This is a genomic window from Cellulomonas sp. plas2 (genome assembly GCF_057221735.1).
Window position 1 is genome coordinate 120,910 of the sequence record NZ_CM170155.1, and the last position, 20,385, is coordinate 141,294.

Sequence of the window (20,385 nt, forward strand, 5' to 3'; positions counted from 1 at the left end):
CGGCGCCCGGCGCGGGCGCGAGCGCGTCAGGCCGCCGGCGCCGGGACCGTGCCGAGGAGGTCGACGACGAACACGAGCGTCGAGCCGCCCGGGATGTCGCCGTTGTCCTCGGCGCCGTAGCCGAGGTCCGGCGGGATGACCAGCAGCACCTGCGAGCCCACCGTCTTGCCGGCCAGGCCCTGCGTCCACCCCTGCACGACCTGCTGCAGCGAGAAGGACGCGGGCGTGCCGCGCTCCCAGGAGGAGTCGAACGAGGTGCCGTCCCACAGCCACCCGCTGTAGTGCGCGATGACCGTGTCGGTCTCGGCGACGACCGGCCCGGTCCCCGTGATGAGGTCCTGCGAGACCAGGGTCGTGGGCGGGTCGCCGGCGACCGGCTCGATGGACGGCGCGCCGTCCTCCGCCAGCGTCACGGTCGGCAGGCCCTCCGGGGGCGTGACGGCCGTGCCCTCCGCACGGTCGGGGACGGTCTGCGCGGAGGGGATGTCGACCACGGCGACCCGCGTCGGCTCGCCCGGGATGGCGAGGAGCGCGCGCACGCCCACCTGCTGCCCGACGAGGGCCTCGACGAACGCGGTCGGCAGGGAGGTGCCGTCGAGCACGAGCTGCTCGGGGGCGCCGCCCTCGTCGTGCGTGGAGCCGAGCGCGGACCCGTCCTCGCCGGAGACCCACGTGGAGTCCAGCGCGACGATCTGGCCCTCCTCCAGGGTCTCGCCGGTGCCGGGCGTGAGGATGCGGGCGGCGACGTCGCCGACGGTGAAGGGGGTCTCGGGCAGCGTCACGGTGGCGGCGGCCCCGGGCTCGCCCTCGACCACCACCTGCTCCAGCGCCGCCTGGTCGGCGGCGCTGGTGTCCGCCGTCGCGGAGGCCGACGACGAGGGGCTGGCGCTCGCGCCGTCGGTGCCGTCGTCGGCGGAGCACCCCGCGACGACGGCCACGAGGCCGAGGGTGAGCACGCCGCCGGCGGCGACGATCTTGCGGAAGCGGGCGGTGCGGCGCACGGCGGTCCTCGGGGCTGGGGGTGGGTGTCGGCGCGCGGTGCCCGGCGGGCCTTCGGCGACCCGGCGACGGCCCGCACGCGCTGCGGTCCGGGGTCGACGGTACGCGACGGTCCTGGACGCCCCCTGGGCGAGATGCCGGTGACTCTGCCGGTGGTCTGTCGGTGCCGTCGTCTAGCGTCCGCCCCGGGTCCACGACGACGGGGAGGTGCACGTGGCGGAGCCGCTGCGGTTCGGGCTGGTGGGTAGCGGGTGGCGCGCGGAGTTCTTCGCGCGCGTCGCCCGGCTCTTCCCCGAGCGCTACACGCTGGTCGGGGTGGTGACGCGGTCCGCGGAGCGCGGGGCGCAGGTCGAGCGCGCCTGGGGCGTGCCGACCGTGCGCACGGTCGAGGAGCTCGTGACCGGCGCCCTGCCCGGTGCCGGTGCCCGCGCCGACCGCCCGCAGCTCGTCGTCACCGCGACGCCCTGGCCCGTGACGCCCGACGTCGTGCGGGGGGTCGTCGCCGCGGGCGTGCCCGTGCTGGCCGAGACGCCGCCCGCGCCGGACGTCGACGCGATGCGCGAGCTCTGGGCCGACGTCGGCAGCACCGACCTGGTGCAGGTCGCCGAGCACAGCGTCTTCATGCCGCAGCACGTCGCCCGGCTGGCCGCCGTGCGGGCGGGGCTGCTGGGGACGGTCACCTCCGTGCACGTGTCCTCCACGCACCAGTACCACGCGGTGGCGCTGCTGCGCCGGTTCCTGGGCGCGGGCCGGGGGCCGGCGGAGGTGCGGGCGACGACGCACGTGGCCCCGCTGCTGGACCCGGCCTCGCGCGCGGGTTGGACGGGGGCGACCGAGCCGGTTCCCGCGACGACGACCCTCGCCACGCTGGACCTCGGCGAGGGGCGGCTGGGCCTGTACGACTTCACCGACAACCAGTGGCACAACCCGCTGCGGGCCAACCGCCTGCTGGTGCGCGGCAGCCACGGCGAGCTCGTCGACGACCGGCTCACGCGGTGGCTCGACCCGCGGACGGTCGTCACGTCGTCGCTGGTCCGCCGGCAGTCCGGCGTCGAGCAGGACCTCGACGGGTACGACCTCGAGCACGTCAGCCTCGACGGCCGGGTCCTGTGGCGCGCGGAGCACGAGGGCGGCCGGCTCGCCGACGACGACCACGCGGTCGCGGGGCTGCTCGCCGCGACCGCTGCCTGGGTGCGCGGCGACGGCCCGGCGCCCTACCCCCTGGCCGAAGGCCTGCAGGACCACCTGCTCGGGCTCGCCATCGGGGAGGCGGCGTCGTCGGGCGGCGTCGTGCGCACGGTCGCGGAGGCGTGGGCCTGACGTGGCACGACCCTCGTCGGGGACGTTCCGGATGCGGCGTGACCGGGGCCGCGCGACGGTAGCCGCATGACGCGTTTCGGCTACACCCTCATGACCGAGCAGTCCGGTCCCAAGGACATCGTGCGGTACGCCGTGGCGGCCGAGGAGGTCGGCTTCGACTTCGAGGTCTCCAGCGACCACTACTTCCCCTGGCTGGACTCGCAGGGGCACGCCGGCTACGCGTGGAGCATGCTCGGCGCGGTCGCGCAGGCGACGTCGCGCGTCGGCCTCATGACCTACGTGACCTGCCCGATCCTGCGGTACCACCCCGCGGTCGTCGCCCAGAAGGCCGCGACGCTGGGGATCCTCTCCGACGGGCGCTTCACCCTCGGCCTCGGCGCGGGGGAGAACCTCAACGAGCACGTCGTCGGCGAGCGCTGGCCGGCCGTGGGCGAGCGGCACGACATGTTCGAGGAGGCCGTGCACATCATCCGCGAGCTCCTCTCGGGCGAGCGGCTGACCTTCGAGGGGACGCACTTCCGCACGGACTCCGCCCGCCTCTGGGACCTGCCCGACGAGAAGGTCGAGATCGGCGTGGCCGTCTCCGGTCCGCAGTCGGTGCACCGGTTCGCGCCGCTGGGCGACCACCTCGTCGCCACGGACCCGGAGAAGGAGCTCGTCGACATGTGGCAGGAGGCGCGCCCGGCCGGGACCGGGCCGTCGCGCGCCGTCGGCCAGATCCCCATCTGCTGGGGCCCGGACAAGGACGCCGCGCTTGCGAAGGCGCACGACCAGTTCCGCTGGTTCGCCGGCGGCTGGAGGGTGAACGCCGACCTGCCGACGACCGAGGCCTTCGAGGCGGCGAGCCAGTACGTCCGCCCCGAGGACGTCGCGGAGACGATCCCCTGCGGCCCGGACCTCGACGCGATCGTCGAGGCCGTGCAGCCCTACTGGGAGGCCGGCTTCACCGACATCGCCCTCGTGCAGGTGGGCGACGAGGGCCAGCAGGAGTTCCTCGACACGGCCGCCGGGCCGCTGCTGGAGAAGCTCCGCGCGGCCGCGCCCAGCGCCTGAGGCGTCCGTCCGCGTCGCCGCAGGTCGGGGCGCACCGACGCTCGTCGGGCGTCCTGACCTGCGGTTTCGTGCGCCCGAACACCGCGCTCGGGCGTGACCGGCGGCGCAGCCGCGTGCCAGGATCGTCCCATGACCTCCTCCTCCACCCCGGGCTCCGCCGTGCCCGCGCCGGCCGCCCCCACGCCGGCCCAGGTGCGGCGCTGGCGGCAGATGCTGGCCGACGAGCGCGCCGAGGCGGCGGTCTACCGGGACCTGGCGTCGCGGCGCGAGGGCGAGGAGCGGGAGATCCTGCTCGCGCTGGCGGAGGCCGAGCGGCGCCACGAGCAGCACTGGCTCGACCTGCTCGGCGACCAGGTCGGCCGGCCGCTGCGGGGCGACTGGCGCAGCCGCGTGCTCGGCGTGCTCGCGCGGCGGTTCGGGTCGGTGTTCGTGCTGGCGCTGGCGCAGCGGGCCGAGGCCCGCTCCACCTACGAGCGGGACCAGGACGCGACCCCGCGCATGGCCGCCGACGAGCGCCTCCACGAGGAGGTCGTGCGCGGCCTGGCGATGCGCGGGCGCAACCGCATGTCCGGCACGTTCCGGGCGGCGGTCTTCGGCGCGAACGACGGGCTCGTGTCGAACCTGGCGCTCGTCCTGGGCGTGGGGGCCGGCGGGGTGTCGACGTCGGTGGTGCTGCTGACGGGCCTGGCCGGGCTGCTCGCCGGGGCGCTGTCCATGGCGGCGGGGGAGTACGTGTCCGTGCGCTCCCAGCGCGAGCTGCTCGACGCCTCGCGCCCCGGGCCGCACGCCCGCAGCGCCCTCGAGCACGTCGACGTGCAGGAGAACGAGCTCGCGCTGGTCTACCGCGCGCGCGGCATGGCGCCCGACGAGGCCGCCGAGCGGGCGCACACCGTCCTGGCGGCCCTGCAGGCCGGCAACCCGCGCCGCCCGGCGTCCGGCCTCAGCCCGTCGGACGACGAGGGCGACCACGAGACGGTCGGCACGGCCGTCGGGGCGTCGCTCGCGTCGTTCGCGTTCTTCGCCTCCGGCGCCGCGGTCCCCGTGCTGCCCTACCTGCTCGGCGCCGAGGGGCTCGTGGCCGTCGCGTGGTCGGCCGCGCTCGTCGGGCTGGCGCTGTGCGCGACGGGGGCCGTCGTCGGGCTGCTGTCCGGGGCGCCGCCGCTGCGGCGGGCGCTGCGGCAGGTGGCGATCGGTTTCGGCGCCGCCGCCGTCACGTACGCGCTGGGGCTCGCGTTCGGCACGGGCGCGCTCTGACGCCGGCCTGACGCCGGGCTGACGGCGGGCTGACGTCGGGCTGACGCCGGGCGGAGGCTGACCCGCCCTCTTAGGCTCGACGCGTGCCGCCGCCCGGCGGTGCGCGGCGCGGGGGCGTGCCGCACCGACGTCAGGGAGGTCCCCATGCGGGGCAAGGTCGCGTTCGTCCTCGGGGCAGGGGTGGGCTACGTGCTCGGCACCCGTGCCGGCCGCCAGCAGTTCGACCGCCTGAAGGCGCAGGCCGACAAGGTGTGGCAGAACCCGAAGGTGCAGGACTACGTCCACGGCGCCGAGGACCAGGTCGCGACCTTCGCCAAGAGCCAGGGGTCGGCGCTGAAGGACAAGGCCGTGGGCGCGGCGAAGGCGAAGCTGCAGGGCTCGTCGGGCTCGTCCTCGACGGAGCCGACGCCGGGCGTGGACCCGACGGCCGGCGTGCCCGGCGCGCCCGCCACCCCGCCGCGGACCGCGAGCGGCGAGCCGGGACCGTCGGCGCCCGGGGGGACGCCGCAGGGCTGACCTCGGCCGCCGAGCGCGGCGGCGGCGGTCGTCCACAGGCCGCCGCACGCGTGCCGCCGCCCCTGCCCTAGCGTCCGGCTCCGCGCGGGGCGACCGTCCCCGCCGGGACGGGGTGGGTGCGGTGGCGACGGACACGGGCGGCGGGGGCGCGCCGGCGGGCGGCACCCTCGTCGTCGACACGGGGGCGCTGCGATCGCTCGCGGCCGCGCTCGACGCCGTGCGCGCGCTGCTGCCCGGCGGCACACCCGCGCTCGACGAGCTGCCGGCCGCGGTCGGGCACCCGGCGCTGGCGGCCGCCGCGCGCGACCACGTCGACGGGCGCCGCGCGGACCTGGTCGGGATGGACGACGAGCTGCGGTCCCTGGCCGAGGGCTGCCGGGCGGTGGCCGACGGCTTCGAGTCGGCGGACGGACGGCTGGCGGCCGGGGTGCCGGCCGTGGGCGGCGCCGCGTGAGCCGGCCCGCCGGCGGGTGGGCGCCGCTCGCGGCCGAGGACCCCGTCCCCGGGAGACCGGACCGCGTGAGCGCTGCCGCGGCCGAGCTCGCCCTCGCGGCGGGTGCCCTGCTCGACGCCGCTTCCCGCGTGCGGGGCTCGGTGGTCGCCGGGCAGTCCCTGGCCGCCGCCGCCCTGGCCTCCCGTGCCGGCGGGACGGCCATCGACCTCGACCGGGTCGCCGACCGGGCGGCGGCCGCGTCGCGCGCGCTCGGCACCTACGCCGCCGACCTCGAGGAGGCGCAGGCTCGCGCCCGCACGGCCCTCGAGCACGCCCGCGCGGCGGAGCGGGTGCGGGACCGTGCGGCTGCCGCGGCTGACGACGTCGTCGCGCAGCAGGTCCGCGAGGTCGACCCGGTCCGCGTCGCGGCGCTGGCCGCCGACGGGGCGGCCGCGGCGGGGGCGATGGCCGCCGCGGAGGACGACCTCGCGGCGGCGCGGGCCTCGGTGGCGGCGGTAGAGGCCGCCCGCGACGCGTCCGCCCTGGCGGCCGCGCGGGTGCTCGACGCGAACGGTCCGCTGCCGTGGTCCGCCCTGGGAGGGCTGGCGGCCTCGGTGGGAGCCGTCCTGGGGGCGGTGGTCCACGCCGTGGGGACCGGCGTGGGGACCGGCGTGGCGACCGCCGCCGGGACGGCCTGGGACGGCGTGGTGGCAGCGGGTCGGTGGCTGCTGGAGCGCCTCGACACCATCGCGCCGGTGCTCTCGATCGGCGCGTTCCTGCTCGGGTGGGTGCCGGTGCTCGGGCAGGTGCTGATCGTGCTCGCGACCGTCGCGGCCGTCGTGGCTCTCGTGCGCGACCTGTGCCGGAAGCTGCAGGGCGACGACGAGACCACCTGGTGGACGGTCGCCGGCGACCTCCTCGGCGTGGTGTCGGGCGGCCTGAGCCGCGCCATCGGCGTCGGTGTGCTGGCGGCTGCCGGCGGAGGCGTGCGCTTCGGTACGGTCGTCGGCCGGGAGGCCCGTGCCTCCATGACCTCGTTGGTGCTCTTCCGCGCCCTCCGTGCGGACCTCGGCGACGGCGTCTCGCGGGTGCGGGACGTCGCGGCGCAGGTCCGCCGGATGCCGGTCGGGGACGCGCTGGGCACGGTCGGCGCGTCCGTGCTGGGCGCCGCGCGCGCGCCGCACCAGCGCCTGCTCCGGTTGTTCGCCAACGCCGACGAGTGGCAGGCCGTCCGCGGCCTGGCGAGCACGGTCGCCGGGCGGCCCGTGCTCGGGGCGGTTCCGCTCGACGACGTCCCGCGGGAGACGGCGGCCGCGGGGACGCTCGCCTGGACCGGGATGCGGGCGTACGACGCGACGAGCCTCGTCGGGGAGGTCGGCGAGCTGCGGCGGGAGCTGATCGGTCCCGGGCGGCGCGTGGCCCGGAGCGCGTCGTGACGGCGGTCGGCAGCGGGGTCGTCGTCGTGCTGCCGGACCACTGGACCTCGGTGCCCCTCCGGGACCTCGCCGGCCGGGAGCGGGCGGTGCGCGCGGTGGTCCGGCGGCGTCTCGGGGTCGCCGACGGGCGCGCGCACCTGCGGCGCGAGCTGACGCGGGACCTGACGGCGTCGGCGCGGCGGGCGGCCGACGCGGGGGCGTGGCTGCTGGCGCTGTACGCCCTGCCCGTGCCGCAGCCCGCCGGGGCGTCGCGCGACGACCGCCGCGCCGACCGGTCCGGGGACCACCCCCTGGCCGTGGTCACCGCCTCGCTGACGGCGTCCGTGCTGCCGCTGCCGGGCGGTGGGCGCGGGCTCGATGCGGTGGCGGCTGCCGTGGGTGGCGCCGCCCGGACCGCGGCGGGCGCCGGCGACCGGACGCTCGTCCGCGGGACGGGGTCCCTGGGGCCCGTGCTGCGGCGGCGGCGCGTCCTCGACCGTCCGGACGGCTCGCAGCACGTCGTGTGGGACGCGTGGCTCGACGTGCCCGCCTCGCGCGGCGGGGCGGCCGTCCACCACCTCGCCGTCGCGTCGGAGCACGTCGAGCTCCTCGAGCCGCTCACGGGGCTGGTCGACGCCGTCGTCGGCGCGGTGCACCTGCTGCACGACCGTGACCGCCCAGCAGCCTGACGCGACGACGACGGCGCCTCGCCCGTCAGCCGCCCAGCTCGGTCCGCAGGTGGGTCAGCCGTCGGCGCAGCGCGGCCGGCACCCGGTCCCCGAAGCCGTCGAAGAAGGCCTCGATGCGGTCGGCCTCGGCCGTCCACGCGTCGCGGTCGACGGTGAGCAGCGCGTCGAGGTCGCCGGGAGTCGGGTCGAGACCGTCGATGTCCAGGGCGCCGGGCGCCGGCAGGAGCCCGAGCGGGCTGCGGACCGCCGCGACGTCGTCCCGCCGCCCGCGCGCCCGGTCGACCTGCTCCGCGACCCAGGCCAGCACCCGGATGTTCTCGCCGAACCCCGGCCACAGGAACCGGCCGTCGGCGTCGCGGCGGAACCAGTTGACGCCGAAGACCAGGGGCCGGCGGTCCTCGGCGATCCCTTGGCCCACCCGCAGCCAGTGCTCCCAGTGCCGCGCCATGTCGTACCCGCAGAAGGGCATCATCGCGAACGGGTCGCGCCGCACCTCGCCGAGGGTGCCCTCCGCGGCCGCGGTGCGCTCCGAGGAGATCGTCGCCCCGAGGAACACCGCGTGCTCCCAGTCCTCCGCCTGCAGGACCAGCGGCACGTCCGCGGCCCGGCGCCCGCCGAACACGATCGCGTCGAGCGGCACGCCCGCGGGGTCGTCCCAGTCGTCCGCGATGGTGGGGCACCGGTCGGCACGGACGGTGAAGCGCGAGTTGGGGTGCGCCGCCGGGCGTCCGGCCGCGCCGTCGGCGGGGGTCCACGGGCGCCCGGTCCAGTCGGTCAGGTGCGCGGGCGGCTCGGGCGTCAGGCCCTCCCACCACACGTCGCCGTCGGGGGTGAGCGCGACGTTGGTGAAGATCGTGTCCCGGGCGACGGTCTCGACCGCCGCCGGGTTCGTCGCCGCGCCCGTGCCCGGGGCGACGCCGAAGAACCCGGTCTCGGGGTTGATGGCCCGCAGCGTGCCGTCGGCGCCCGGACGCAGCCACGCGATGTCGTCGCCGAGCGTCTCCACGCGCCAGCCGGGCAGCGACGGGCTCAGCATCGCCAGGTTCGTCTTGCCGCAGGCGGACGGGAACGCCGCCGCGACGTGGTAGCGCCGCCCCTCGGGCGAGATCAGCCGGACGAGGAGCATGTGCTCGGCGAGCCAGCCCTCGTCGCGCCCGATCACGGAGGCGATGCGCAGCGCGAAGCACTTCTTGCCCAGGAGCGCGTTGCCGCCGTACCCCGAGCCGAACGACCAGATCTCCCGCTCCTCCGGGAAGTGGACGACGTACTTCAGACGGTTGCACGGCCACGGCACGTCGGCCCGGCGCGTCCCGTCCGCGTCGACGAGCGGCGCGCCGACGGAGTGCACCGCCGGGACGAAGGGCTCGCCGGCCTCCACGAGGGCGAGGACGTCGGACCCGACCCGCGCCATGACGCCCATGCTCACCACGGCGTAGGGCGAGTCGGTGAGCTGCACGCCGAGGGCCGACAGGGGTCCGCCGACCGGGCCCATCGAGAACGGGACGACGTACATCGTCCGGCCGCGCATGCAGCCCGCGAAGACGGCGCGGAGCTCGCGGCGCATCTCGGCCGGGTCGCGCCAGTTGTTCGTCGGCCCCGCGTCGGCGGCGTCCGAGGGGCAGATGAAGGTCCGGGACTCCACGCGCGCCACGTCGTCGGGGTCGGAGCGGGCCAGGTAGCTGCCCGGGCGGAGCTCCGGGTCGAGCGGCAGCAGGGTCCCCGTGGCGACCATGCCGGCGACGAGCCGCTGCCGCTCCCGCTCGGAGCCGTCGCACCACACGACCGCGTCCGGCTCCGTGAGGCGGGCGACGGCGTCGACCCAGGCGCGCACGTCGCCCGTCGCGGCGACGGCGGCCAGGTCCTCGAGGGTGGTGAGCGGTGCCGGGGCACGTCCGACGAGCATCGTCATGTCGGTGACCTCCTCCTGCGGGCCCGGACGGCCCGACGTCGGCCTCTATGCTTCGTCACGCAGAACGCCGCGACGACGGGGACGAGGTGTTGAGCATGGCGATTCTTGACAGCGGGTCAGATCGCGGCGGGCGGGTGGCGGCGGACGCCGACGCGCCGGGGGCGGACGCCCTGACCCTCGGGCGTCGGCTGCGGCACCTGCGGACCGCCCGCGGGCTCACCCTCGACGCGCTGGGCAGCCGGGTCGGGGTCACGGGCAGCCTGCTCTCCCTCGTCGAGAACGGGCGGCGCGAGCCGCGGCTGCCCCTGCTGCGACGCCTCGCCGAGGCCCTCGAGGTGGGCCTGCCCGACCTCCTCGACGCCGAGCCGCCCTCCCGGCGCGCGGCACTGGAGATCGCCCTCGACCGCGCGCAGCGGTCCCCCGGCTTCGAGCGCCTGTCCCTGCCGGCGGTCCGGCCCGGCCGGACGCTGCCGCTGCCGGTGCTCGAGCAGCTCGTCGGCCTGCACGCGGAGCTGGCGCGGCGCGACCTGGAGGCCGTGGCGACGCCGGAGGAGGCGCGCCGGGCCAACACCCAGATCCGGCTCGAGCGGCAGGCCCGGGACAACTACCTCCCCGACATCGAGCGCCTCGCCGAGACGATGGCCCGGCGGGCCGGGTACAGCTCCGGCGCGCTGACGCACCGGGCGGTGTCCCGCATGGCGGAGGACCTCGGCTTCCGCATCGTCCACGTCGACGACCTGCCGTCGAGCACCCGCACGGTGACGGACCTGGCGAACGGGCGGATCTACCTGCCGCCGGCGTCCTCCCCGGGTGGGCACGGCCTGCGCTCGCTCGCGCTGCAGGCCATCGCGCACCGCGTCCTGGGCCACGAGCGACCGACCTCCTACGACGACTTCCTCCGCCAGCGCGTCGAGATCACCTACTTCGCCTCCGCGTGCCTGCTCCCCGAGTCCGCCGCCGTGGAGGCGCTGGGGGCTGCCAAGAAGGCGAAGGACCTCGCCATCGAGGACCTGCGGGACGCCTTCGGCGTGACGCACGAGGCGGCCGCCCAGCGCTTCACGAGCCTCGCGACGCACCACCTCGACATCCGCGTGCACTTCGTGCGGGTGGGCGGCGACGGCGCCCTGCACCGGGCCTACGCCAACGACGGCCTGCCCCTGCCGACCGACGTCACGGGTGCGATCGAGGGGCAGATCGTCTGCCGGCAGTGGGGGGTTCGGCAGGCCCTGGCCCGTCGCGACCGGTCGTCGGAGTCCTACCAGTACACCGACACGCCGGCGGGCACCTTCTGGTGCTCGACGCAGACGGGCTCGGGTACGGGGGGCCACACGGGCCTGGCCATCGGCGTGCCGTTCGCGTCCGCCAAGTGGTTCCGCGGCCGCGACACGACCGTGCGGCGCACGTCCACCTGCCCGGACGAGGCGTGCTGCCGACGGCCGTCCCCCGTCGCCGCGGCCCGGTGGGCCGACGCCTCGTGGCCGAGCGCCCGCGTCCACCAGCAGATCTTCTCCCCGCTGCCGGCCGGCGACTTCCCCGGCGTCGACTCGCGCGAGGTCTACGCCTTCCTCGAGCGGCACGCCCCGGCGGCGGGAGCCCCCGGAACGCGCTGATCGGGCCGCTGTCAGGGCAGCGGGACGTTGCGCAGGTTCGAGCGGGCCATGGCCATGACCTCCCCGACCCCGCCGCCGAGGACCTCCTTGCTCATGGCGGCCGTGAAGCCGGTGACCTGCTGGCGGGTGAGCTTCGGGGGCAGGGAGAGCGCCCGCGGGTCGGTGACGAGGTCGACGAGCGACGGCCCCTCGTGCGCGATCGCCTCGCGCAGGGCGGCCCGCACGTCGCCGGGGTGCTCGACGCGGACCGCGTGCAGCCCGACCGCCCGGGCGACCGCGGCGTAGTCGACCGCGACGGAGTCCGTCCCGTAGGACGGGAACCCGTCGACCAGCATCTCGAGCCGCACCATGCCCAGCGTCGCGTTGTCGAACAGCACCACGGTCACGTCGAGCTGCAGCTGCTGCAGCGTGATGAGCTCGCCGAGCAGCATCGACAGCCCGCCGTCGCCCGCCACGGCGACGACCTTGCGCCCCGAGGCCGCCGCGCCGCGGACGGTGAGCCCGTCGGTCCCGGCGTCGCCCTTCCCCAGCGGTGCCCGCCCGGCCAGCGCCGCTCCGATGGCGTGCGGCAGGGCGTTGGCCATCGACCCGTGCCAGAAGGACCCGATCATCCGGCGGTGGTGCGTGGGCGTCAGGTACCGCGCCGCCCAGACGTTGCACATGCCCGTGTCGACGGTGAAGACGGCGTCGTCGGGCGCCTCCTCGTCGAGCAGCACGGCCGCGTACTCGGGGTGGATCGGCTCGAGGTGCTCCACGTCCTTCGTGTACGCGCCGACGCCACCCATGAGCTTGGCGTGCCTCGCGCGCATCCGGTCGAGGAACCGGTGGCTGCGCTTGGGCCGCACCAGGCCGAGGAGCGCGCGCACGGTCTCCCCGACGTCCCCGACGACCGCGAGGTCGTTGCGGGTGCGGCGGCCGAGGTGCGTGGCCTCGACGTCCACCTGCGCCGTGCGGACCCCCGCGGGCAGGAACTGGTCGTAGGGGAAGTCGCAGCCGAGCAGGAGCAGCAGGTCGGCGCCCTCCATGGCCTCCTGGCACGCGCCGTACCCGAGCAGCCCCGACATCCCCACGTCGTACGGGTTGTCGACCTGGACGAACTCCTTGCCCCGCAGGCTGTGCCCGACCGGGGCGTTCAGGCGCGCCGCCAGGGCCACGACGTCCTCGCGGGCCCCGCGCACACCGGCGCCCGCGAAGATCGTCACCTTGTCGGCGGCGTCGATCGCGGCCGCCAGCCCGGCCACCGCGGTGGCGTCCGGGACGACGCGCGGCGCCGCGGGCCGGGTGAGCACGTCCGGCGCAGCGGGCGGCGCGTCGAGGTCGGCGACGTCCCCGGGCAGCGTCAGCACCGCGACGCCCGGGGCGCCGTAGGCCTGGTGGATCGCCGAGCGGATGACGCGCGGCGCCTGCGCGGCCGAGGAGATCATCTCGGAGTAGACCGAGCACTCCCTGAAGAGCCGGTCGGGGTGCGTCTCCTGGAAGAAGCCCGTGCCGATCTGCGCGCTGGGGATGTGCGAGGCGATGGCCAGGACCGGCACCCCGGACCGGTTGGCGTCGTACAGGCCGTTGATGAGGTGCAGGTTGCCGGGCCCGCAGGAGCCGGCGCACACGGCGAGGGTGCCGGTGATCTCCGCCTCGGCCGCGGCGGCGAAGGCGGCCGCCTCCTCGTGCCGCACGTGCACCCACGCGATGTCGGCGCCGTCCTCCCGCGCCCGGCGGATCGCGTCGACCACCGGGTTGAGGCTGTCGCCGACGATCCCGTAGACGTGCCGCGCGCCCGCGGCGAGGAGCTGGGCGACGAGCTGGTCCGCGACGGTGGTGCGGCGACGGGGCACGGTGGACCTCCGGTCCGGTGGGCGTGCTGCGCACGGCGGACCGCCGCGCGGGCGTGGCGCCATCGTCGTCCCGGGGTGCTCCGCGCGCACCTGCGCGGGGGTGCCGGCCGAGGCGCGGGGCCGTCGGTTCAGCCGACGAGCGCCGCGCGACGCAGCACCGGCCCGGCCGCCACCGCCGCGAGCACGGACAGCACCCCGGCGGCGACGACGACGTGGAAGCCCGCGTGCGCACCGGCCGCGTCGATCCGCGCACCGGCCAGCGCCGACCCGAGTGCCACGCCGGCGCCCAGGGCGGTGCCGATCCACGACAGCCCCTCGGTGAGCTGCTCCGGCGGGACGGCGGCCTGGACCAGGGTGTTGCCGTTGATGAGCGTGGGGGCGATCGCCAGGCCGGCGACGAACAGCACCACGCCCAGCACCGGCAGCGACCCGACCAGCGCGAAGAGGCACACCGCCAGCCCGAGGGCCACCATGCCGGTGGCGAACCTCTGCCCCACCGGCCGCGTCCAGTGCCGCGTGCCGTACACGAGCCCGGCCAGCAGCGACCCGACCGCGAACAGCGCGAGCACCACGCCCGCCGCCCAGGGGGTGCCCGCCTCCTCCGCGAAGGCCACCGCGGCGACGTCCACCGCCCCGAAGATCGCGCCCATGGCGACGAAGACCGCCGTCACGACGGCCATCGCCGGGGTGCGCAGCACCGTCCGACGGCGCGCCTCGTCGTGCCCGCGCGGGGCGGGCGCCGGCTCGGTGGACCGCTGCTGCAGGAAGGCCCACCCGCCGACGAGCAGCGACACCGTCCCGACGACGAGGCCGGCCGTGGGGTGCACCGCGGTGGCCAGGAAGGTCGCGAGCACGGGCCCGACGACGAAGACGACCTCGTCGAGCACGGACTCCAGCGCGTACGCGGAGTGCAGGCGGGTCGGGTCGCGCCGCAGGAGGGCGCTCCACCGCGCACGCGACAGCGAGGAGAAGGAGCCGATCGCGGCACCGCCCACGGCCGCCGCGAGGTAGAGCCAGACCTCGGCCCAGCCGGCGACCGCGCCCACGCCGACGGCGACGAGCCCGAGCGCCGACAGCAGCATCGCCGGCCGCATGACCCGGCCCTGCCCGTGGCGGTCGACCAGCCGCGCGAGCTGCGGCGCGCAGAGGGCCTGCAGGGCGACGAACACGCCCGAGACCCGGCCCGCCAGCGCGTAGGAGCCCGTCAGCTGCGAGACGGCCAGGACGATGCCGATGCCCACCGTCGACATCGGCAGCCGCGCCAGGGTCCCCGCCGTGACGAAGGCGGGGGCGCCGGGGCGGGCCAGGACGTCGCGGTAGGGCTGCAGCACGGGGGACATCCTCCCAGCCGCCGGCCTGGCGGCGACCGGCCCGTCCCCCAGACCGACCGCGGAGGGGTTGACGACGGGCCGCGACGACCGCATCCTGTGCGTGTTCGTGAAGGGGAGTACCCCTCGACACCTCGTCGTCACGACGGTCCCGCGATCGGGGCCCGGCGCGGTGGACCGGACGGGCGCAGTCCGCAGCAGGACCGCCCGCGGTCGGGGGAGACCTTCGGTCGACCGACCGAGAGGTGCCCCGTGGACGTCCCCCTGTGGCTGTGGTCCGCCGTCATCGGCCTCATCCTCGCGATGCTGGCCGTCGACCTGTTCGCGCACCGGCGTGCGCACGTCATCGGTGTCCGGGAGGCGGCGGCCTGGTCCGCCGTCTGGGTCGCGATCGGCGTCGGCTTCGGCGTCGGCATCTGGCAGGTGTACGGCTCGGAGCTCGGGCAGCAGTACTTCGCCGGCTACCTCATCGAGAAGTCGCTCGCCGTCGACAACGTCTTCGTCTGGGCGATCATCTTCACGTACTTCGCCGTGCCGCGGGAGCTGCAGCACCGGGTGCTGTTCCTCGGCGTCCTCGGGGCGCTGGTGCTCCGCGGGGCCTTCATCGCCGCCGGCGCCGCCGCGATCGACGCGTTCTCCGCGATCCTCTACGTGTTCGCCGCGTTCCTGCTCTGGACCGGCGTCCAGATGATCCGGACCCGGGACGCGCACATCGACCCGTCGCGGTCGCGGGTCGTCCGCTGGTTCCGACGCGCGGTGCCGATGACCGACACCTTCCACGGCCAGCGGTTCCTCGTCCGCCGGCACGGGGCGCTGCTCGCCACGCCCCTGCTGCTCGTGCTCGTCCTCGTCGAGGTCACGGACGTGATCTTCGCCGTCGACTCGATCCCCGCGATCTTCGCCGTCACCTCCGAGCCGTTCCTGGTCTTCACCGCCAACGCGTTCGCGCTGCTCGGCCTGCGGGCGATGTACTTCCTGCTCGCCGACCTCATGCACCGCTTCGTGTACCTCAAGCTCGGCCTGGCCCTCGTGCTGGTCTGGGTCGGCGTGAAGATGGCCCTCCAGGTGGACGTCTACAAGATCCCGACGGCCGTCTCCCTCACCGTCATCGCCCTCCTCATCGGCGGTGCCGTCGCCGCCAGCCTCTGGCGCACCCGCGGCCAGGAGCGCACGGGCCTGCCGGCCCCGGAGGACCCGCCCTTCCGCGTCGCCACCGCCGAGGAGGACGCCGAGGTCGAGCCCGCCTTCCGTCGCCGCCGCGTCCCCTCGCGCGTCTAGCCGGCGCCGGGCGCCCGGCCGACCGCGGCCCCGACGAGGGCCGGGCCGGCCGTGCGCAGCAGGGCGACGTAGCGGGCCGCCCGCTCCTCGTCGTCGCCGGGGAGCAGCCCAGCCAGCTCCAGCGCGACGGCGCCGTGCACGAGCGACCACAGGTCGAGCGCCAGACGCGCCGCGGCGTCGTCGGGCACCGCGGGCAGCACCCGGGCGACCGCGGCGCGCAGGAGCGAGAACGCCGCGGTCGTCGTCGGCTCGGGCCGCGCACCGGGCGGGAGGGGGGCCTCGACGACCACCCGGTAGCCGTGCGGGGACGCCAGCGCGTGGTCCCGGTACGCCGTCGCCAGGGCGAGGAGGTCGGCCATGGCGTCACCCGTCACCGGCACCTGCGTCAGCCGCTCGGTGAACGCGGCCTGCGCCGCGCGGGAAGCGGCGCGCAGCAGCTCCTCCCGGCTGCCGAAGAGGGCGTACACCGCCGAGGCGGAGGTGCCGGCCCGGGTGGCGACGTCCCGGACGGTGAGCGCGACGGCGCCGCGCTCGGACACCACGCGGGTCGCCTCGGCCAGCAGGCGGGCGCGCAGGGCGTCGTCGTGGGTCCGGGGCCGGGGCACGGCAGGAGCCTAGCCAGCGTCGCCGCGTTGTGGAACGCTGTTCTGTAACAGTGTTCTGATTCGTCGCGGGTGGGGCGGCCGGACGGGGCGCGAGGGCGGTGGTCGCGGTGCTGGAGCTGTCCGACGACGCGCGGGTGACGGCGGGCGTCGTCCTGCTGACGGTGGTGGCGGTGGAGGCCGGCGGTGTGTCGCTGCTGCGCCTGCTGCTGGGGCGGGAGGCCGCCACGGAGTGGGTTCTTCCTGGGCGCGGCCGGGCGGGGCCGCACCACGCCGCGCCGCGTGTTCGTGCTCGTGCCCGTCGGCGCGGTGGTGCTGGCGGCGGGCGTCGTCACGCTGGGGGTCGGTCTCCTGCGGGGGTGACCTGCAGGTCCGACGTGGCGACGACGCCCGCCGCGGGCGCTCAGCCCTGCAGTGCGTCCGAGACGACCTGCTTCGCGGCGGCCTGCACCTCGCCCAGGTGCTCCTCGCTGACGAAGCTCTCGGCGTAGATCTTGTAGACGTCCTCCGTGCCGGACGGGCGCGCCGCGAACCACGCGTCCGCGGTCGTGACCTTGAGGCCGCCGATCGCCGCGTCGTTGCCCGGCGCCCTCGTCAGGCGTGCGGTGATGTCCTGGCCGGCGAGCGTGGTGGCGGTGACCTGCTCGGGCGAGAGGGCGGCGAGGGTCTTCTTCTCCTCGCGCGTGGCCGCCGCGTCGACCCGGGCGTACCAGGACCGCCCGTGCTGCTCGACGAGGTCCGCGTGCAGCTGCGACGGCGTCCGGCCGGTCCTCGCCGTGATCTCCGAGGCCAGCAGCGCCAGGAGGATGCCGTCCTTGTCCGTCGTCCAGACGGTGCCGTCCGTGCGCAGGAACGAGGCGCCCGCCGACTCCTCGCCGCCGAAGCCGACGGACCCGTCGACGAGGCCCGGCACGAACCACTTGAACCCGACCGGCACCTCCACCAGCCGCCGCCCCAGCGAGGCGACGACGCGGTCGATCAGCCCCGACGACACGAGCGTCTTGCCCACCGCCGTCCCCTGGCCCCAGCCCGGGCGCGCGCCGCCGAACAGGTAGGAGATCGCCACGGCGAGGTAGTGGTTCGGGTTCATGAGCCCGTCGGCCGTGACGATGCCGTGGCGGTCGGAGTCCGCGTCGTTGCCGGTGGCGATGTCGTAGGGCGCGGCGCCGCCGCCGCCCGTCATCCGCTCGACGAGCGAGGCCATCGCGTACGGCGACGAGCAGTCCATGCGGATCTTGGCGTCCCAGTCGAGCGTCATGAACGACCACCGCGGGTCGACCTCCGGGTTCACCACCGTGAGGTCCAGCCCGTAGCGCTCGCCGATGGCGCCCCAGTACTCCACCGACGCGCCGCCGAGCGGGTCCGCCCCGATGCGGACCCCCGCGGAGCGGACGGCCTCGAGGTCCAGCACGTTCGCCAGGTCGTCGACGTAGGCGGTGAGGTAGTCGTGCTTGCGCGTCGTCGATGCGGCCAGCGCCTGCTCCACCGGGACCCGGCGGACGCCCTTCCAGCCCTCGCGCAGGATCGCGTTGGCACGGTCGGCGATCCAGCCCGTGGCCTCGGAGCCCGCGGGGCCGCCGTCCGGCGGGTTGTACTTGAAGCCGCCGTCCCGCGGGGGGTTGTGGGACGGGGTCACGACGATGCCGTCGGCCAGGCCCGGTCCCTGCGTGCGGACGCCGGCGGAGGTGCCGGCCCCGTTGTGCCGCAGGATCGCGTGCGAGACGGCCGGGGTCGGCGTCCAGGAGTCGCGCGCGTCGACGTGCACCTCGACCTCGTGCGCCGCCAGGACCTCCAGCGCCGTGCGGAAGGCCGGCTCCGAGAGCCCGTGCGTGTCGCGCCCGATGAAGAGCGGGCCGTCGGTGCCCTGCGCGCGCCGGTACTCGACGATCGCCTGCGTCGTGGCCGCGATGTGCGCCTCGTTGAAGGCGCCGTCGAAGGCCGACCCGCGGTGCCCGGAGGTGCCGAACACGACCCGCTGCCCGGGGTCGTCGAGGTCGGGCTCGGTGTCGTAGTACGCGCCGACGAGGGCGTCGACGTCGATGAGGTCGGACGGTTGGGCGGGGGTGCCGGCGCGCGGGTCCATGCCCCGATCCTGGCCCACGGGTGCACGGCGGCGCACCCGCCCGATCACCACCTGGTCTCGAGCCCCTTCCCGGTGCGGGGTCAGCGGGGGGTCGTCGGGTCCCGCGGCACGAAGGTCTGCGGGACCATGACGCGCATGGCGTCGCCCGTGACCGTCACGGTGGCCGGCGTGCTACCCGTGACCTCGCCGTCGACGTCGAGGGCCAGGGGGCGGTCCGTCGTGATCTCGAATCGGGTGCCCGTCAGGTAGCCCTTGCGCTCCAGCGGCTGCCAGGGGGTGAGCGCCTGCCGGGCGGCCGCGGTGGCCACCGAGAACCGGCGCGACCCGCCCAGGGCGTAGGCGACGAGGAGGCGGTCGTCGACGCCGGCGTCGCGCGCGATGGGCGTGCCCGCGTGGACGCGGCCGTTGGCGATGTTGAGCTGGTGGGTGCGCACGGTCCAGACCCGGTCCTCCGTGCGGATCTCGGCCTCGAACGCGCGGTGGGTGGTCAGCGCGCGGGCGGCCGTCACGGCGTAGGCGGCCCGGCCGATGCGGCGCTTGAGGGCGTGCGGGGTCCGGCCGGCGACCGCCGCCGACACCCCCATGCTCGCGAGGTTGGCGAACCAGTCGCCGTTGACCTGCCCGAGATCGACCGACGCGACGCGACCGCGGGCCACCACGTCCACGGCGTCGGCCAGCCGGAGCGGCAGGCCCAGGCTGCGGCCGAAGTTGTTCGTCGTGCCCAGGGGCAGGTAGCCCAGCACGGTCGACGTGTGCGCGAGGTGGTCGACCACCCCGGCGACCGTCCCGTCCCCGCTGCCGACGACGAGCAGCGGCGGCCGCGCGGCCAGCACCTGCGGCAGCAGCACCGGCATCTGCGCGGCCGGGTCGTCGACGAGGTGCTCCGCGGTGACGACGACCCCGCGCTCCTCGAGCATCCGCCGCACCCGGCCGTGCAGGGCGGCGCCGCGGCGCGAGCGCACGTTGACGACCAGCACCGCCTCGCGCGGTCGTGCGGGCCCCGGCCCGTCCATCGTCCGTCCTCCTGCTCGACCTGCTGCTGCACGTGGTCCGGGCGTGCGCCCCCGCCGTGGCCGGCGGGGGCGTGCCCGGCGACGCCGATCCTGCCGTCCGGACCCGAGCATCCTCCACGGGCGGGCTGTGCGGGCGCCGTGCGTGCGGGCGAGCCCGCACGGGTGACCGGCCGGTGACAGGCCGGTGACCCGCTCCTGACCGGCTAGCCTCGGGCGCGTGCCTGCACACACCGACTTCGTCCTGCGCCCGTTCGAGGGTCTGCCGTCCGAGACCGACTGGGTCGCCCTCAAGGAGCTCGTCCCGGCCGGCACGGGGACCGCGCGGACCACCGCCGAGCACGGGTCGCGCGACGTGCTCGTCACCACCGTGCTGCCCGAGGGCTGGCGCTCGCTGCACCGCGCCGACGGCGCCGTGCTGCTCGCCCTGCAGACGCTGGGCGCCGGCTCCGGCGACGCCAGCCGCGACGCCGCGGCGGCCCTGCTCGAGGCGCTCGAGGTCGAGCCGGGGACCGCGGTCGAGGGCGGCTCGCTCGTCGGGCCGGGGCCGCGGCTGCAGGACGTGCTCGACCTCGACGTCCCGTTCGAGGTCACCGTCACCGACACGTTCGACTACTGGCTCGACCCCTCCGCCGAGCGCACGCCCGAGCTCGTCGGGGCGCTCGAGGAGGCGGACAAGGGCATCGTCGACACGGTCAAGCTCGCCGCCGCGCCGTCGGCGTACTGGGTCCGCATGGGGGCCAAGGAGTTCCTGCGCTGGGTGCAGCCGCTCGACGAGCAGGTCGTCCTCGACGCGCTCGCCCGCCTGCACGGCCGGCGCGAGTCGGGCTTCGAGGGGTCGAAGTTCATCGGGTACTTCCGGGCCGCGGGCCTCGTCGTGCCGGTGTGGGAGCTCGCGCGCGGGACGGAGGCGGAGGAGCTCGAGGCGCCCTTCGCGGCGTTCCTGCCCCGGTTCGAGGCGGCGCTGGCGGAGACCGGGCCGCTCGACGCGAACGCCCGGCGGGCGCGCGCGGGCCTCGTCGCCCGTCAGGTCACGCTGCGCTGACAGGGGCCG

General features: G+C 76.4%; 17 protein-coding genes. 10 read left to right on the plus strand and 7 right to left on the minus strand.

What is annotated here, in order from left to right:
• Positions 1–26: 26 nt before the first annotated feature.
• Positions 27–1,001 (minus strand): FKBP-type peptidyl-prolyl cis-trans isomerase, encoded by a 975-nt coding sequence (locus tag AC2TDM_RS00540; protein WP_239078724.1) that lies wholly within the window; start codon positions 999–1,001, stop codon positions 27–29.
• A gap of 211 nt (positions 1,002–1,212) precedes the next feature.
• Between AC2TDM_RS00540 and AC2TDM_RS00545 the strand changes: the two genes are divergently transcribed.
• The 7 genes from AC2TDM_RS00545 (at position 1,213) to AC2TDM_RS00575 (ending at position 7,679) form a co-directional block, all read left to right on the plus strand.
• On the plus strand, positions 1,213–2,319 hold the full coding sequence (locus tag AC2TDM_RS00545) for a Gfo/Idh/MocA family protein (protein ID WP_484635474.1): 1,107 nt from the start codon (positions 1,213–1,215) through the stop codon (positions 2,317–2,319).
• 66 nt (positions 2,320–2,385) lie between these two features.
• Positions 2,386–3,372, plus strand: coding sequence for an LLM class F420-dependent oxidoreductase (locus tag AC2TDM_RS00550; protein WP_484635475.1), 987 nt, complete (start codon positions 2,386–2,388; stop codon positions 3,370–3,372).
• Between the two features lie 129 nt (positions 3,373–3,501).
• Complete coding sequence (locus tag AC2TDM_RS00555; RefSeq protein ID WP_484635476.1) at positions 3,502–4,626, plus strand: VIT1/CCC1 transporter family protein; 1,125 nt, start codon at positions 3,502–3,504, stop codon at positions 4,624–4,626.
• A gap of 144 nt (positions 4,627–4,770) precedes the next feature.
• The gene (locus AC2TDM_RS00560; protein WP_484635477.1) at positions 4,771–5,142 is read left to right on the plus strand and encodes a YtxH domain-containing protein; all 372 of its coding nucleotides are present in this window, start codon (positions 4,771–4,773) and stop codon (positions 5,140–5,142) included.
• Positions 5,143–5,263: 121 nt separating this feature from the next.
• Positions 5,264–5,596 carry a hypothetical protein gene (locus tag AC2TDM_RS00565; protein ID WP_139224367.1) on the plus strand — a complete coding sequence of 111 codons (333 nt, stop codon included), beginning with the start codon at positions 5,264–5,266 and terminating at the stop codon, positions 5,594–5,596.
• Positions 5,597–5,661: 65 nt separating this feature from the next.
• Positions 5,662–7,011, plus strand: a complete 1,350-nt coding sequence (locus AC2TDM_RS00570) for a hypothetical protein (protein WP_484635478.1) — start codon at positions 5,662–5,664, stop codon at positions 7,009–7,011.
• Entirely contained in the window at positions 7,008–7,679 is a 672-nt protein-coding gene (locus AC2TDM_RS00575) for a hypothetical protein (protein WP_484635479.1), read from the plus strand. The genes AC2TDM_RS00570 and AC2TDM_RS00575 overlap by 4 nt, the downstream gene beginning before the upstream one ends.
• Positions 7,680–7,704: 25 nt before the next feature.
• On the opposite strand, the gene AC2TDM_RS00580 is transcribed toward AC2TDM_RS00575, so the two are convergent.
• Complete coding sequence (locus AC2TDM_RS00580) at positions 7,705–9,588, minus strand: phosphoenolpyruvate carboxykinase (GTP) (protein WP_484635480.1); 1,884 nt, start codon at positions 9,586–9,588, stop codon at positions 7,705–7,707.
• Between the two features lie 95 nt (positions 9,589–9,683).
• Here AC2TDM_RS00580 and AC2TDM_RS00585 point away from each other — a divergent pair, with 95 nt between their 5' ends.
• Positions 9,684–11,198 (plus strand): helix-turn-helix domain-containing protein, encoded by a 1,515-nt coding sequence (locus AC2TDM_RS00585; RefSeq protein ID WP_484635481.1) that lies wholly within the window; start codon positions 9,684–9,686, stop codon positions 11,196–11,198.
• An 11-nt stretch (positions 11,199–11,209) separates the two neighbouring features.
• Here the strand turns inward: AC2TDM_RS00585 and AC2TDM_RS00590 are convergent, their stop codons facing one another.
• Positions 11,210–13,030, minus strand: a complete 1,821-nt coding sequence (locus tag AC2TDM_RS00590) for a pyruvate dehydrogenase (protein ID WP_484635482.1) — start codon at positions 13,028–13,030, stop codon at positions 11,210–11,212.
• Positions 13,031–13,158: 128 nt separating this feature from the next.
• Positions 13,159–14,370: an MFS transporter gene (locus tag AC2TDM_RS00595; protein ID WP_484635483.1), complete on the minus strand. Its 1,212-nt coding sequence runs from the start codon at positions 14,368–14,370 to the stop codon at positions 13,159–13,161.
• Between the two features lie 240 nt (positions 14,371–14,610).
• On the opposite strand from AC2TDM_RS00595, the gene AC2TDM_RS00600 reads away from it, so the two are divergent.
• On the plus strand, positions 14,611–15,636 hold the full coding sequence (locus AC2TDM_RS00600; protein ID WP_090032225.1) for a TerC family protein: 1,026 nt from the start codon (positions 14,611–14,613) through the stop codon (positions 15,634–15,636).
• Here AC2TDM_RS00600 and AC2TDM_RS00605 read toward each other — a convergent pair.
• The 3 genes from AC2TDM_RS00605 to AC2TDM_RS00615 all read right to left on the minus strand — a co-directional run bounded on the left by AC2TDM_RS00605 (position 15,633) and on the right by AC2TDM_RS00615 (position 19,334).
• Positions 15,633–16,241, minus strand: coding sequence for a TetR/AcrR family transcriptional regulator (locus AC2TDM_RS00605; RefSeq protein WP_484635484.1), 609 nt, complete (start codon positions 16,239–16,241; stop codon positions 15,633–15,635). The genes AC2TDM_RS00600 and AC2TDM_RS00605 overlap by 4 nt on opposite strands.
• Before the next feature lie 400 nt (positions 16,242–16,641).
• Positions 16,642–18,321, minus strand: a complete 1,680-nt coding sequence (gene pgm / locus AC2TDM_RS00610) for a phosphoglucomutase (alpha-D-glucose-1,6-bisphosphate-dependent) (protein ID WP_484635485.1) — start codon at positions 18,319–18,321, stop codon at positions 16,642–16,644.
• 80 nt (positions 18,322–18,401) lie between these two features.
• The gene (locus AC2TDM_RS00615; protein ID WP_484635486.1) at positions 18,402–19,334 is read right to left on the minus strand and encodes a diacylglycerol/lipid kinase family protein; all 933 of its coding nucleotides are present in this window, start codon (positions 19,332–19,334) and stop codon (positions 18,402–18,404) included.
• Positions 19,335–19,551: 217 nt separating this feature from the next.
• Between AC2TDM_RS00615 and AC2TDM_RS00620 the strand changes: the two genes are divergently transcribed.
• A complete protein-coding gene (locus tag AC2TDM_RS00620) occupies positions 19,552–20,376 on the plus strand; it encodes a DUF5926 family protein (protein ID WP_484635487.1) in 825 nt (274 codons plus the stop codon).
• Positions 20,377–20,385 lie beyond the last annotated feature (9 nt).

Coding starts and splice junctions, on each gene's coding strand:
- AC2TDM_RS00550 (WP_484635475.1), top strand. CDS start 2,386: ATGACGCGTTTCGGCTACACCCTCATGACCGAGCAGTCCGGTCCCAAG.
- AC2TDM_RS00555 (WP_484635476.1), top strand. CDS start 3,502: ATGACCTCCTCCTCCACCCCGGGCTCCGCCGTGCCCGCGCCGGCCGCC.
- AC2TDM_RS00560 (WP_484635477.1), top strand. CDS start 4,771: ATGCGGGGCAAGGTCGCGTTCGTCCTCGGGGCAGGGGTGGGCTACGTG.
- AC2TDM_RS00580 (WP_484635480.1), bottom strand. CDS start 9,588: ATGACGATGCTCGTCGGACGTGCCCCGGCACCGCTCACCACCCTCGAG.
- AC2TDM_RS00585 (WP_484635481.1), top strand. CDS start 9,684: ATGGCGATTCTTGACAGCGGGTCAGATCGCGGCGGGCGGGTGGCGGCG.
- AC2TDM_RS00595 (WP_484635483.1), bottom strand. CDS start 14,370: ATGTCCCCCGTGCTGCAGCCCTACCGCGACGTCCTGGCCCGCCCCGGC.
- pgm (WP_484635485.1), bottom strand. CDS start 18,321: ATGGACCCGCGCGCCGGCACCCCCGCCCAACCGTCCGACCTCATCGAC.
- AC2TDM_RS00615 (WP_484635486.1), bottom strand. CDS start 19,334: ATGGACGGGCCGGGGCCCGCACGACCGCGCGAGGCGGTGCTGGTCGTC.